Annotated in this window: 9 protein-coding genes; all 9 read right to left on the reverse strand. The window is 66.6% G+C overall.

Annotation, left to right across the window (positions count from 1 at the left end):
• Positions 1 to 4: 4 nt before the first annotated feature.
• The gene (locus IPK85_19060; protein MBK8249473.1) at positions 5 to 286 is read right to left on the reverse strand and encodes a DUF4321 domain-containing protein; all 282 of its coding nucleotides are present in this window, start codon (positions 284 to 286) and stop codon (positions 5 to 7) included.
• Positions 286 to 1,284 (reverse strand): polyprenyl synthetase family protein, encoded by a 999-nt coding sequence (locus IPK85_19065; GenBank protein ID MBK8249474.1) that lies wholly within the window; start codon positions 1,282 to 1,284, stop codon positions 286 to 288. The genes IPK85_19060 and IPK85_19065 overlap by 1 nt, the downstream gene beginning before the upstream one ends.
• Positions 1,281 to 5,030 (reverse strand): tetratricopeptide repeat protein, encoded by a 3,750-nt coding sequence (locus tag IPK85_19070; GenBank protein MBK8249475.1) that lies wholly within the window; start codon positions 5,028 to 5,030, stop codon positions 1,281 to 1,283. The genes IPK85_19065 and IPK85_19070 overlap by 4 nt, the downstream gene beginning before the upstream one ends.
• 87 nt (positions 5,031 to 5,117) lie before the next feature.
• Positions 5,118 to 6,401 carry an imidazolonepropionase gene (locus IPK85_19075; protein MBK8249476.1) on the reverse strand — a complete coding sequence of 428 codons (1,284 nt, stop codon included), beginning with the start codon at positions 6,399 to 6,401 and terminating at the stop codon, positions 5,118 to 5,120.
• Complete coding sequence (locus tag IPK85_19080; protein ID MBK8249477.1) at positions 6,398 to 7,414, reverse strand: radical SAM protein; 1,017 nt, start codon at positions 7,412 to 7,414, stop codon at positions 6,398 to 6,400. Before IPK85_19080 ends, IPK85_19075 begins: the two co-directional genes overlap by 4 nt.
• Positions 7,415 to 7,485: 71 nt before the next feature.
• The gene (hutU, locus tag IPK85_19085; GenBank protein ID MBK8249478.1) at positions 7,486 to 9,156 is read right to left on the reverse strand and encodes a urocanate hydratase; all 1,671 of its coding nucleotides are present in this window, start codon (positions 9,154 to 9,156) and stop codon (positions 7,486 to 7,488) included.
• Between the two features lie 8 nt (positions 9,157 to 9,164).
• Positions 9,165 to 10,703 carry a histidine ammonia-lyase gene (gene hutH, locus IPK85_19090; GenBank protein MBK8249479.1) on the reverse strand — a complete coding sequence of 513 codons (1,539 nt, stop codon included), beginning with the start codon at positions 10,701 to 10,703 and terminating at the stop codon, positions 9,165 to 9,167.
• Positions 10,704 to 10,803: 100 nt separating this feature from the next.
• Positions 10,804 to 13,986 (reverse strand): LPS-assembly protein LptD, encoded by a 3,183-nt coding sequence (locus tag IPK85_19095; protein ID MBK8249480.1) that lies wholly within the window; start codon positions 13,984 to 13,986, stop codon positions 10,804 to 10,806.
• Positions 13,983 to 14,777 (reverse strand): twin-arginine translocase subunit TatC, encoded by a 795-nt coding sequence (gene tatC, locus IPK85_19100; GenBank protein MBK8249481.1) that lies wholly within the window; start codon positions 14,775 to 14,777, stop codon positions 13,983 to 13,985. The genes IPK85_19095 and tatC overlap by 4 nt, the downstream gene beginning before the upstream one ends.

Raw genomic sequence — 14,777 nt, forward strand, 5'->3', positions numbered from 1 at the left:
ACTCCTAGAAAAGCGATCGCGCGATGAGGTAGGCGATCAGTACCCCGACCAGGCTGAGCAACGAGACGTCCAGGGCGATCGGGCCCAGAGTGAAGTTCAAGATAACGAGGTCTATGTTCAAGGGGCCCAGGGACGGATTGACTCCGGTGGTCAGGAACTCCTTGACCGCCCCCACCGGGAGGAACCGGCGGGAGAAGTGGGTCATGAACCCCCCGACGACGAACCCGATGGACAGGACCAGAAGGTGGAACGCGGCGGACCGCTTGCCCGTGGACGCCTTGGCCATCACGACCTCCGGTCCATGACGTACCACATGGCATCGTGCAGGGCCTGCCGAGCCCGCGACTCCGGCAGGGAGGCCAATGCCGACTCGGCTTCCGCGAGATAGCGCTCCCCCTGCTCCCTCGCATAGTCCAGCCCGCCCTCTTCCTGCACGATGCCGATGACGGCGTGTACCTGCTCCGGTGTGGGCTCCGGGGAGGCGAACAGGGCATCGACCACCGCGCGCTGCGGCGGCGACATGGTGCGCAGGGCCGCGATGAGGGGCAGCGTCACCTTGTGTTCCCGCAAGTCCAGGCCGGATGGCTTGCCCATGGTTTCTGCTTCGGCTGTGTAGTCCAGCAGGTCATCGGCCACCTGGAAGGCCATCCCCAGCCGTTCGCCGAACGTGGCCAGTGGATCACGAAACGCGGGAGCGCCACACAACGCCCCGACCTCGCACGAGGCCTTGAACAGCGCGGCCGTCTTGCACTTGATCAGGAACTCGTAGTCCGCTTCGGAAAAGCTGAGCGCATCGAGCGCCCCCAGCTGTCGCATCTCGCCCACCGTGAGTTCATTCGAGGCATTGGCGAAGACTCGCAGGACCTCCAGGTCCCCGAGGCGCACGAGCTCCTGGACGGCGCGCGAATACAGAAAGTCCCCGGCGATCACGGCGACCTCGTGCGTGAACAGGCTGTTGACGGTCGGCATGCCGCGGCGGAGGACCGAGTGGTCGACCGCGTCGTCGTGGACGAGCGTGGCCAAGTGGATCAGCTCAATCACGGCCGCATACGAAGCGACGCGCGTCTCGGCGCTCGCCTCGACCTCGCTGGCAAGGAGCATGAGGGTGGGGCGCACCATCTTGCCCTTCATCAGCATGAGGTGCTGGTTCACCCCGCTGAAGAATTCCGAGTCCACGGCGACGATACGCCACATCTCCGACAGGACCCGGGCCAGCGGCTCGGCGACGGGGGCCTGGATCTCCTGGAGCGTTGGTGCGGTGTGGCTACGAGTTTTCAGGTTCACTGAGCGGTGCGTTCCAGGGCGGCGAGACGGGTGGCAACATCGCGGAACGCGATGTCCACCGCAAAGACGCGTTGAAAATAACGCATCGCGTCCGCTCGGCGCCCGACCTGCTCGCAGGCGTACCCCAGAAGGTAGAGGACCCCACACATGGCGAACTCGTCGGCCCCCGGCTGCTCGGCCGGGCGCTGGAGCAGGGCAATCGCCACTTCGAACTGCCCCTTTTCGACAAAACACTGTCCCAATGCCTCGTAGGACCGCACGCGGTGGGCCGGGCCCCTAAGGGCGCGCTGGAACTGGGCCACGGCCTCGTCGACCAACCCCATCTCCTTGTACGCGACCCCGAGGTCGTAATGGGAGGCATAGTCTTCCGCCTCGACATTCTCCTCCACCCCCGCCTTGAATCGACGGAGCATCTCGGCGAAGTCGGCGGCCTCGTCCCCGGAGGGGGCAACATCAGCGGCCACCATCCGGGTCGAGCGCGGCGACCCCTCGCCACGCAGCCAGTCGCCGAGGTTCACAAACTCGTCCCCTGCGGGGGCGACGGCGTCCGAAGCCACCTCGGCGGTGCTCGCCCATTCCTCGACGGCCATCAGTTCCGATGTCCGGCGCCGCTGTTCCACGACCTTGGGGCTCTCGAAGGCGGCATCAACCTCGTCATCCAGCGGATCTGACGGGGTGGGCGCCGAACTCCCGGTGGACGGCTGCTCATCCACGCTTTCGGGGGTCAGGGTGGCCATGGTGAGCGATGGGTGCCCGCCGAGCACGCCCACATCGATGACGGGGATCTCGTCCGACTGCCGGAGGGTCCCCGGGTTCGCTGAGAGCATCCCGAGGGCGAAGCTTGCCCGCTCATTGCCGGGGGCCAGCTCGACCACGCGGGTGTACACGACACGAGCCTTGTCGGGCTCGCCGCACCTGAAGAGCGCGTCGCCGAGTTCCGTGTAGGCCTCCACGAGCTTGCCGCGATTGCCACTGCGTGCCGCGTATTCCACGCGCTTCTGGTGGTGCCGCACCGACAGCGGGACCACTCGCAGGATCACATCGACCACTTCGCCGGCATCATCCAGCTTGTTGAGGGCCTCAAAGTGGCTGACCACGGCCTCAAGCTCGCTAAGCCCGCCTTCCCTGTCCCCCAGGTCGAGCAGCGCCTCCGCCAGCTGGCGACGCAAGGTCACATCCCCGGGGTTCAGCTCAAGGCGCCGCCGCAACTGCGCCTCGACGCCACCGAACGACAGCGTGTGGCGCGGCGTCGCGCGGGTGGGATACGCGTCTTGCGCGCCGGGGGTCGGCCGCCCCGCCTGTGGCTCATACAACATCGCGGCGGCGAGGTCATCGAAGATCGGCGCCGCGGGCTCCGGGGAGAGCACTTCCCGACGTTCCCCGATGACGAACATCTCGCCGGAGACGAGGTCACCGACGTTCTCGTCCCGCCACTCACCGTCGATCAACACTTCCGGGCGCGTCCATTCCTCCGTAGACGGCGGCGGCTCGGCACTCGCCTCAGCTTCCGTATCCAATCCCAAGGGCGCCGGATCGAACGACGATGGCTCGTCGTCGAAATTCGGCGGCGCAGCCAGGAGTGCGTCGATCTCCCCCGAGCTGGTGTCAAACGACAGCCCCTCGTCCTCAGAGGCGTCGCGCTCGAGGTCGATCAACGGCAACTCGACGCGCTCGTCGGCAAACGCGGCGCGCATCATGGCGTCCTCGCGCTCCGCCGCGTCGGCGGCCGTGTCCGCAGCCGCATCCATCGCCGCGCGTAGCGTCGCGGTGTCGAGGGCTCCCTCCTGAAAGGGCGCGCTGTCGTCACGGGCAACAGCATCGGTCGCGGCAATGAACGCGTCGGGAAGGTTGGCGGTGTCGTCCGGCATGGCGGCTGCCTCGATTTCCCCGAACGCTCCGTTGACCTCCCCGATTGGCGCGTCTACATCAGGAACCTCCTCAGACAGCCGGTCGACCTCCGCCACGTCCCCAGAGAGGACGTCACCATCTGGCATGTCCACCGCCAGCACGCCCGCGGGATCCGACGCGTCGTCGAGGAGGGCCGACAGCTCCGGGGCATCGCGCCCCGCGGTTGCGTCGAGCGGGAGCGCGTCCACGAACGCCTCGGGGACGTCGAACTCCGGCGAAAGCGGTTCCGCTTCTGCAGGCGCTGCCGTTTCCGTGACGACTGGCTCTGGTTCCCCCAGGTCGAGCGTTGGAACCGCGGCCGGTGTCTGGCGCTCGAGGTGACCCTCGATCGACGCAAGGAGATCAATCGCCGGGTCTGACAGCGAGGGAGGTTGCAGCGCGCTCAGGTCAAGCATCGCGGCGACCTGCTCTTCGATCCCCGCCGAGGGAGTCACGACCTCAAAGTCGAGCGGCGCATCCACGCCGGTGATGGCCTGAACGCTCAGCGGCGTCAGCAGGTGCTCGAGGTGCGTGTCAATGCGCGGCGCATCGAGGGCGGCCTGCACCCACTCATCCGGGGTCTCATCCAGCAGGGCGGGCGCGCCACCGCGGTCCGGCAGCGGGGCGTCCAGCCGGGGGAGCGACGACGCGAGCCCAAGGTCATGGGGCTGGCTGGCCTGCTCTTCCTCGTTTGTTGCGAGCGTCAGGTCGCCAAACTCGGCCCCTGACATGGGCGGAAACTCGAGGAGGGGCGCCAACGACGGGTGCGCCCCCGTGAGGGTGACCGCTGCGCTCGCCAGGCCATCCACATGCGGGACCACGTCATCCGGCGCCTCGAAGGCGTCCACCTCAACATCGAGGACCGACGCCACGTCGAGCACGGCGGACGGAGGCTCCTCCTCCGCCGCCGCTGTAGGGACAGTGTCAAGGCCGGGGAGGCTCCCCACCGCGTCGGCCTCCGGCGTCCCGCCCTCCATCACCTCAAGCCCGGAGATCGGGGTCAGCCTGGCCTGTGACGGGACCGGCGGAGCCTCCGATTCGTCCGGCAGGAACGTGATAGACAAACCGGCGAGTGCCGCCACGCCACTGACGTCGACGACCTCCACCGCCACCGCGGGTGCGACGGGTGTCGCGCGTTCCGGCGTCGCTCGCGGCGCTGCTGTGAACCCGGCGTCGCCAAGATCCAGGAAGACGAGGTCGTTCGCTCTGACCTCAGGTGCCACGCCGGTCCCGCGCGGGGTTGCTTCGGGGTCAATCGCCTTGATGCGATCCGCCGTCGCCCGCGCCTCGGCCGACCGCCCCTCGGCCTCCTGACGCAGGTACAGCTGTTCCAGCTGCTCGATGGCCTCGGCCGACCGACTATCGCGCGAGAGCATCTCGGCCAGCATCAGGCGGATATCGTCCTGGTCTGGACAAAGATCCGCGAACTCCTTCAACGCACGCAGGGCCTCCTCGCGTTGCCCCGCCTTCTGCATGCGGTCCGCGTACTCGAGGAAGTTCTTGCGCGCATCACTGCGAAAGCCCTTGCTCGCGGAGATCTTGCCGAGTTTGTAGTACACCGACGTGCGCGCCGGCGACTGGCGCAGGACCTTGTTACACAACGCAATCGCGTTGTTGAGAAAGCCGCGCTCCGCGTACATATCCACGGCCTTCTCGTAGTAGCTCAACGCCTCCGACGGGTTGCCCTGCCGGGTCAGCAAGTCACCGACGCGGTTGAACAGCTGCAAATCCGCGTCGTCGAGGTCCTTGCCGGCCTCGTCAACGAACTGGATATACAGCGATAGCGCCTTGTCGAACTGCTTCTTCTGTTCGAACTCGGCAGCCTTGCGCTTGAGCTTGGTGAGATGCGACGTCGACATTCCGGGGGCGGGAATCCGACTATTTGACGCATTCCGGCCACTTTGGGCACGAATTCGTTGCCGACCGCCGCCCAGGGGGCGGCAATCTCAGCCCCGTGAGACGCCTCGAAAGGGCGATCTCGACGCCCCCACCTCGACCCCTCGGACCCAGGAACGAACGCACCGCTGGTCCCCGTACCAATACGGCAGCTCGCGCACGTCGTCGATCTCGTAGAGGGCGAGGTCGGCCGAAAAGCCGGGGGCCAGCTGGCCGACCTGGTGAGCGAGCCCGAGAGCCGCTGCGCCGTTAACTGTCGCTGCCACAATGACTTCCGCGACGCTTAGCCGCAGCTGGCTGACCCCCAAGGTGAGCACCAGCGGGAAATTCACGGTCGGCGATGTGCCGGGATTGAAGTCAGAAGCGAGGGCGACGACCGCCCCAGCTTCGACCAGGGCACGCGCTGGCGCCTGTCGCTCTTTCCCGAGGAAGAGCATGGTCCCCGGGAGCAGTGTCGCCACGGTCCCCGTGGCGGCGAGCGCCTTGATGCCGTCCGGCGAAATCGCCGCCAAGTGGTCTGCCGAAGTCGCCCCGAGCTCGGCGGCGAGTTCCGCCCCGCCGGCCGGCCGGAGTTCGTCCGCGTGGAGCTTGAGCCCGAGCCCGGCCTCGCGCGCGGCCATCAGGATGCGGCGCGACTCCTCGACCGTGAAGACGCCCGGTTCACAGAACACGTCGGCAAATGCGGCGAGCTGTTGATCACGCACCTGGGGCAACATCTCCTGCACCAGGAGGGCGATGTACTCGTCGCGACCCGTGGGACGCGAGCGATACTCGGTCGGGATCTCGTGCGCGCCAAGGAAGGTGGGCACGAGGCGCAGGGGCTGCAGCGCCGAGAGACGCTGGATCGCCCGCAGCATCTTGAGTTCATCCTCGAGCGTGAGCCCGTACCCGGACTTCACCTCGAGGGTGGTCGTGCCATGTGCGGCGATCCGGCTCAGGCGCGGCAGCGCGAGAGCGACCAGGTCGTCCTCGCTTCGCGTCCGCAGGTCGCGGACCGAGCTGTGGATGCCCCCTCCTGCAGCAGCAATCGCCATATAGTCGCGACCCGCGGCCCGCCATTCCTGTTCTTCGTATCGTGGCTTGCCGAAGAGGGCATGTGTGTGCGAGTCCACGAGCCCGGGCATGAGGACCCCGCCCTGGCAGTCCACGACCGTTGCGTCGGGGTAGCGGCGCTGCAGCGCATCGGTGGGTTCCACCGCGACAATCGCGGCCCCGTCCGTCAGCACGCCAACCCCGGTGCGGACGCCGGCGTCCGCCAGCTCCAAGCCTCGTCGTGCGCGCCCGGGGCCGGCGCACGTCACGACCTGCGCGGCGTGGGCAAAGAGGCGTTTCATCTCGCGGGCTGGACCGCCGGCACTGCCGGGCGTCGCCGGCCGAGGGCAAGCATGTCGAGGGCACGGCTCGGCTCCAGCGGCGCCTGCGCCTCCCCGCGGCAAGCGTAGTAGCAGGCGTCGCAGTTGATCGGTGCGTACCCCTTGTAGTCGCGCCAGTGACCATCCAGGGGAAAGTCGGGACAGCGCTTAACGGTCCCGGTTGGCGAGATGTGGATCGTCCGGTTTCCCGAGTCGCAGGGACCCGGCAACTCGCCACGCAGGTACTGCGGGATGGTCGACAGGTAGTGGTCCGAGTTGGTGATGACCCCGCGGTGCGCTCGCTTGTAGGCCATCAGCTCCCCCACGGCGCGCGTCACCGCCTCCCGGCCGGTCGCATCCACGAGGTGGTCCCGATTACCGTTCTTGAAGTCCGTGTAGAGCGAGAAGTTGACCCCGATGCCCAAGGCCGCGGCGCGTTCAACGATGGGCAGCAGCTCGTCGACGTTGTCGTTCTTGATGACCGTGTTGAAGCGGATCCCGTCGATGCCATCCGCGCGCATTTCCTGGACGGTGGACAGGATCTTCGCGGTGAGGCCAGGGATCCCGCGCGCGGCGTCGTGGCGACCGTCGAGATAGTCGAGCGAGATATTGAACTGGTCGATCCCAGCGTCCCACAATGCGCGAGCGCGCTCCAGGGTCAGCATCCCGCCATGGGTGATGAGCGTGATGTACGTGAGGCGTGAGGCCTCACGCACGGCGCGCACCAGGTCCTCGAGGTCACGACGGAGGAGCGGCTCCCCACCCGTGAAGGTGATCATCATTGGGGAGAAGTGGCGCGCCGCGTCCGCAAAACTGGTGAGCTCGTTCGCCTTCTCCGCCGCCGGTGTCTTCCAGTAATCGCAGAAGCCGCACCGGGCATTGCACCGCATCGTCACCTCGAAGTGCACGAGCATGGGCATGCGCCGCAGGCTCAGCCAGGCGTACTTGGCGAGGAAGAGGGGGATGTGGTAGGGCTTGAAGTGCGAGGAAATCACTTGGTGCTGGTTGCGGGTTGCTGCTGGCTGGAGCTTGGGTGGAATGCTGGGGGCTGGGGGCAATACCGCACTCAGGGGAGCATTGGGAGGTTGATCCCTTCCCGACGTGCCGTTGCTCGTGCGGCTTCGTACCCTGCGTCGGCGTGGCGTGCGACGCCCATGCCCGGGTCGTTGGTCAAGACTCTCTCAAGGCGCACGCGCATCTCTGGAGATCCGTCCGCGACGATCACCTGGCCGGCGTGGAGTGAGTTGCCGATCCCGACACCTCCCCCATGATGGAACGACACCCACGACGCGCCACTCGCGACGTTCACCATGGCGTTCAGAATCGCCCAGTCGGCAATCGCGTCGCTGCCGTCGCGCATGGCTTCCGTCTCACGGAAAGGCGAGGCCACGCTTCCGGTATCCAGATGATCGCGGCCGATGGCAATCGGGGCCGACAGCTCTCCGGACGCCACCAGGTCATTGATCGCGACCCCAAACCGTGCGCGCTCCCCCTGCCCCAGCCAGCAGATACGCGCCGGGAGGCCCTGGAACGCGATCCGCTCCCGCGCGAGGGTGATCCAGCGGCGCAGGTGCTGGTCGTCCGGGAACATCTCGAGCACGAGGTCGTCGGTGCGGGCGATGTCCCGCGGGTCCCCACTGAGCGCGACCCAGCGGAACGGGCCTTTGCCCTCGCAAAAGAGCGGGCGTACGTAGGCTGGCACAAACCCGGGAAAGTCGAACGCCTTGGTGACACCAGCGTCCAGGGCCACGGTCCGGATGTTGTTGCCGTAGTCAAAGGTGACGGCACCCCGACGTTGCAGCTCCAGCATGGCTTCCACATGGATCACGATGGACGCCACGCTGCGCCGGATGTACTCCTGCGCATCGCGCTGACGCAACACCGCGGCCTCCCCCAGGGACAACCCGTGCGGGACGTACCCGTTGAGGGTGTCGTGAGCACTGGTCTGATCGGTCACCACGTCGGGCACGATGCCTCGCCTAACCAGTTCGGGCAGCACGTCGGCCGCGTTGCCCACGAGTCCCACGGACAGGGCCTGATGCGCGGCGGTCGCCCCCATTATCCAGGCCAGCGCTTCATCCAGCGAGTGGGTCTTGCGATCCAGGTACCGGGTGGCGAGCCGCTTGTCGATCCGTGATCCGTCGACGTCGATGCCGAGGATGGCGGCCCCACACATCGTCGCGGCCAGCGGTTGGGCCCCGCCCATGCCACCCATCCCGGCGGTCAGCACGAAGCGACCAGCGAGGCTCCCGCCAAAGTGCTGCGTCGCCACGGCGCCAAAGGTCTCATACGTGCCCTGCACGATCCCCTGCGACCCGATGTAGATCCACGAGCCGGCGGTCATCTGGCCGTACATCGTGAGGCCCTGACGCTCGAGCTCACGGAACACATCCCAGGTGGCCCACCGCCCCACCAGGTTGCTGTTGGCGATCAGGACGCGCGGCGCCGAGGTGTGCGTGCGGAAGACGGCCACCGGCTTCCCGCTCTGGACCATCAGGGTCTCGTCGCCCTCGAGCTCCTCCAGAGACCGCACGATGGCGTCGAAGGCGTCCCAGCTGCGCGCGGCCTTGCCGGTGCCCCCGTAGACCACCAAGTCATCGGGACGCTCCGCCACATCGGGATCGAGGTTGTTCATCAGCATGCGGAGGGCGGCCTCCTGCTGCCACCCCTTGCAGCGCAGGGCGGTGCCACGGGGCGCGCGGACCACGCGCGGGCCAGAGGGGGCCGCAACCGACATGGCGTCTCCTAGTAGAGGGGGCCGACGCGCAGGTCGGCCACGATGTGTTCGTAGACGCCACGTTCCACCTGCTCGGCGACGGTGGCGATATCGGGCGACAACATGCGGTCGCGCTCCATCGTGGGCACGGCGCCGCGCAGCGTCGCACACGCGCGTTCCACGGGTGCACTCGACGTGAGCGGGCGACGAAACTCGAGGCCCTGGACGGCACACAACAGCTCAATGGCAAGGATATGGCGGACGTTCTGCACGACCTTGCGCAGCTTGACCGCGGCCCCCATCGCCATGGGGACAAAGTCTTCCTTGCCGCCATCCGTCGGGATCGAGTCCACCGAGGCCGGATGCGCGAGCCCCTTGTTCTCCGACGCCAGCGCAGCCGCCGTGACCTGGGCCATCATGAAGCCGGAGTTGACCCCGGGGTCTCGCGCCAGGAAGGGCGGCAGCCCCTGGTTGAGGTCCGGGTTCACCAGGCGATCGATGCGTCGCTCCGACATTGCACCCAGATTCGTGAGGGCAATCGCCAGGAAGTCGCAGGCCATGCCCACCGACTGGCCGTGGAAGTTGCCACCGCTCACCATGGAGCCATCCTCAAAGACCAGCGGGTTGTCCGTGGCCGCATTCAATTCGCGCGCGACCACCCCTTCCGCGTATTCGATGGCCTCGATGATCGGTCCGTGCACTTGCGGCATGCAGCGCAAGGCATAGGCATCCTGCACCCGCGGGTCATTCGTGCGATGCGACTCGCGGATCGCGCTGTCCTGCGTGAGCCCGCGAAATACGGCGGCCGACAACACCTGGCCGGGTTGCCCACGCACCCGGTGAATGCGATCCTCGAACGCCACGGGCGTCCCCAGCAAGGCATCGAGTGACGCAGCCCCCGCGACGTGCGCCGTGGCCCACAGCGTCCGCGCGTCCGCCAACGCCAGGGCGGCTATCGCCGTGTGCGCCTGCGTGCCGTTGATGAGCGCTAGTCCTTCCTTGGGCCCCAACACCACCGGGGTGAGCCCGGCCGAAGCGAGCAAGTCTCTGGCCGGGGACACCTCACGGCCGCGACACAACGCGCCTTCGCCAATCAGGGCGAGCGCCAGGTGGGCCAACGGAGCCAAGTCGCCGCTGGCGCCCACACTGCCCTGCTCGGGAATTTGCGGAAAGAGCCCCGCATTCAGGAGCGAGAGCAGCAGCTCAACGACCTCAGCCCGAATGCCGGAGTACCCCTTGGCGAGTACGTTCGCCCGCAACAAGGTGACGGCCCGCGCCTCGGCCTCGCCCAACGGCGCCCCAACCCCCGCGGCGTGGCTCCGAATGATCGACACCTGCAGCTCGGACAACCGGTCCGGAGGGATGGCAATGTCCGAGAGCCGGCCGAACCCCGTGTTCACGCCGTACACCGGCAGCCCGGTCGCGACCAGAGCTTCCAGGTGCGCGCGCACAGCGCCAAGTCGGGCGCCCACGTCCGGGTGCAGAGCCACGTGGGCGTGGCGGCGCGCCACAGCAACGACGCCGGCAATGTCCAGCGAATGGCCGTCCAGAATGATCCCGCTCGTCATGCCGGAATGTCGCCGCGTCCCGCCCCCCCGGGTAGCCCCTCACCTGGCGGCCAACCTCCAGCGGCATGCACCAGCCGCGCCGCGAACCCCGCTAACCCGACTAGAACTGACGGCGCCCCGTCGTCCCGCGCGGGTACGACGCGCGGTCGTAATCCAGCTTGATGTCGGGTTGCGCGCGCAGGGCGATGTAAAACGTGAAGGCGAAGTTGCCGTTCGGGGACCGGGTGAACCCGAAGGTTGCATCCCAGTCGTGCATTTCGCGCTGCAGGGAGACTACATGCTGCGCAAACTCACCCGTGACCACGTCGTACGACGTCTGCCACTGTGCGGCCCAGAGGCGCGTCACATTGAACGACATCTGCCCGGTGATGTTCGACGTGGGCGGCATGCGGAAGAACGTCCCGCCGCGCGTGGTCTCGTTGAACGGCAGACCGGTCGTGGAGTTCCCGCCGATCGCGAACTGGTTGAGGCAGAGGGAGTACTGCAGCTGGTCGTCGCGGTACAGGTCGCACTGCGACTTCGGGTCGTACTCCTTGATGTTGGTCCCGGTGGGCGGACGCTGCCGGTTGCTGTTGTACGACAGGTTCATCCGCCATCCCTGGCCCTTGGGGATGGACAGGGTCGCCAGGCGCGCGCTCCCGACGATGGATCGGCCGGCCATCAGCTCGCCCGAGCCGGCACGGGCCCCCTGACGCCCCTGCGCCCCCGCCTCCCCGCCCTGCTGCCGCGCGGCGCGCGCGCGCGAGGCGCTGTCGGCCACACGAATCCCGAGGAAGCGCGCGAGGGTCTGGACGATCGGGGAGTTCTGATCCAGCGAGATAGAGGCGCGCACGCCCTCGCGATACGGCTTGAACACGGCGGTATCGGAGATGGGATCGCCGAGAAACAGCGAGTAGTTCATCCCAACCTCAAAGCCCGGGAGCAGGTCCGTTCTCGCGCTCCAATCAAAGGTGCGGTTGGTCAGCCCGGTACCTCCGGACGACTCCTTCGCGCGGACGAAGTCATACGACAACGTCGTGAAGTTCATCGCGAGCAGCTTGATCTTGCGGCCTTCTTGCTGTTGCTGGGTGCGGCGCTGGGCCGTGTCGGCGGCCGTACTGTCCGCCAAGCTGTCCGATGGTGTGTCGCGGACCGGGGCCGCGACCGGTTCATCCGGGGCCCGCAGCTTGGCTTCGAACGACGTGTTGAACCCGAGGCTCACGGCGTTCTGTGGCAGGTTGCCGAGAAAGCCCACGGCCACGTCACCGTTCGCCGCCAGGAACTCGTCCGAGACGTTCCCCTTGGGCGTGTATTGCCACTGCAGCGTTGGTTCGATCGCATGGCGAATCGTCTCGATCTTCCCGAATCCCGGGAAGAAGCCATAGATCTTTGGCGACATGGACACGCCGACGGCGGGCCGAAAGGTCTGCGCCACGAATTTGCCGCCCGTGCGCTCGGTTCGCACGATGAGCGGCGAACGTCCATCCACCTTCTGGAACTGCACGGATGGCGAGATGTTGAGCTTGCCCTGGGAGAAGTTCGGCAGCGAGAACGACGTCTCCCATTCCACCCCCGTGCGGTAGGTGCGGGCGAAAACCCGATCCTGGCGGACGGAGGTGTCACGCGGGTTGGGATAGATGACCCGGCGTTCCGGGAAGTCGTTGGCGACGTCCGTCAGCCGGAACGAGTTCCGCCAGCTGAAACCGAAAATCTCGACAGGTGTGTCAAACGAAACCGAGCTGTTTCGCGTGTTGCGCTTGAGGCGCTCCGTCGAATCGATCCCGGTGGCCGTCTGCTTGTACCGAAAGGCAAAGTCGCCGACCTGGTCGATATTGAGACTCTGCGAGTTCGCGATCGTCAGACTCGGCGTCCAGGTCATCCACTGCCCCAACTCGATGGGTTTGGAGGAGACTCGCAGGCTCGGGAAGTCGCGGTCGAGTTGGTCGCGTCCCGGATATTGCTTTTGAGTGCCGCCGAGGTCGAACGAGAACGGCCCGCGCCCGGTGCGGAAGGTCGCCTGAGACGAGATGGTCTGGAGCGCCAACTGCGGGTTGAAGGTCGTTTGACGCTGGAGCTTTGCGTTCGACGTGTAGTTGAAGTTCGCGGTGAGGGCCGTGCGCTCGGAGAATTTCTGCTGGTGCAGGAACGAATACTGGTTCATCCGGTCGCCGTTCCGGCGATACAGCGTCGAGATCCCGAGCTTGCCGTCGATGAAGCGGTCCTTCCACACGTAGTCGAACGTACTGTTCAGCTGGACGAAGCCCGGGCTGTTGCTCTGGGTGCGCGCATTGCTCGACCAGTCCATCGTGAGCGTCGTGCTGACGTAGTCGTTCAGGGCGAAATAGTAGCCAATGTCCTGAACCGAGCGCTGCAGGAAGGGCGATTGCCGGAAGATCTGGTTGAACCCGATGCGTGGCGCGAGCAACCCACTGCGACGGCCGGGCCGCATGTCGTTGAAGACGAACGGCAGCCACAACACGGGAATGTCCCCGATGTACAGAACGGCCGGCCGCACCACCATCACGTTCTTCGAGACCATCTTCATCTCTTTCGCCGCGAAGTGATAGTGCGGCTCCGTTTCCTCGCAGCTCGTGATCCATCCCTGCTGCGCGTAGAAGGCGGGAGCCCCCGCCCCGGTGGTATCGCCCTTGAACGCAGCCACGGTGCCGTGCACGACCCATCGCTGGCCACTCTCGACCGCGGTGGTCACGTTCCGCACGGTGCCTCGCCGATTCTTCACGTCATAGGTGAGCCGCCCGTACGACACGACGTCGTCCTGCCCCTGGGCCGGATCGCGCATGACCAGGGTGTCACCCCGCGCCGCGATGAACTGGGTGGAGTCATTGAACGTGATCGTGTCTCCGACGAGCACGGTGGAGTCCTTGGCCACCTGCGCCTTGCGACCCTGCAGGAGCATGGTGTGCTCGAGGGCGCGGAAGACCACGTTGGTTCCCTGGTACTTGGTGACCGAGTACCCCTCTCGCCCGAGGAGGGCGCTCATGGCCGAGTCTTCCGGCGCCCACTGGATCTCCCGGCGCTGCTGGACCGCCTCGAGTCCGGCAAGCCGACTCTTGCGAATGGAGTCGGCGCGCGCACGAATGGTATCAGCCGCCGTGAGGAGTTTCTTCCCCGTATCCGCAGCGGCCGGCGCCATCGAGCCTCCCGCGGTGTCCACGCGCGCCGGACGGCGAACAGTATCTGCACGCACCGCCGAGTCGCGCCGGACCGGTGGGGGTCCCTGCGCGACGATCTCTCGCGCCCCGAGCGCCATCAACGGCGCGAGGAGCCAGGGGCGCCACCTCACCCACCACCCTCGTTCTCGAGGTCGCGTTCGCGCTGCTTGCGCAACTTGCGACGGTAAATCACGATCGAGCACAACACGCTGACCTCGTACAACCCAATCAGCGGCAGCGCGACCGCAGCCAGCGAGACGGGGTCCTGCCCGGGTGTGATGAACGCCGAAGCGACGAGACAAGCCACCAGCGCATGGCGCCGGTACTTGTTGAGGAACGCGGGCGTCACGATATCGAGCGCGGTCAACGCGATGATCGCAATGGGCAGCTCGAACACGGCCCCCATGATCAAGGAGAAGCTGATCGCAAAATCGAAGTACCGCGTGACATCAATCATCGGCGAGATCACGCTCGACTGCACGTTGAGCAGGAAGTTCAACGTGAGCGGAATCAGGACGAAATAGGCCAGCGACACCCCGCCGAGGAACAACACGGCGCCAAAGATCAGCACGGGGACAATGACTCGCTTTTCGTGCTTGTACAGCGCCGGCGACAGGAACGACCACAACTGGTAGACGATCACCGGGGAAGCAACAATCGCCCCGATCGCGAAGGCCGCGCTCATCACGATCTTGAATGCGCCCGCCGGGTGCGTGGTGATCAGCTTACCGTCAGGCAGGTACGGCAGGATCGGCTGCGCGAGGAACTTGATGGCGTCGTAGCGCAGCAGGACAAAGAACGCCACACCCACCCCAAGGATCACCGCGAGGAGGGACCACAGGATGCGCCACCGCAACTCCTCGAGGTGCTCGAGGAACGGCATTTCCGCCTGGGCCCCCACCCTGCCCTTCGATTCGGCCAT

Source organism: Gemmatimonadota bacterium (assembly GCA_016712265.1).
Taxonomy (GTDB): Bacteria; Gemmatimonadota; Gemmatimonadetes; order Gemmatimonadales; family Gemmatimonadaceae; genus RBC101.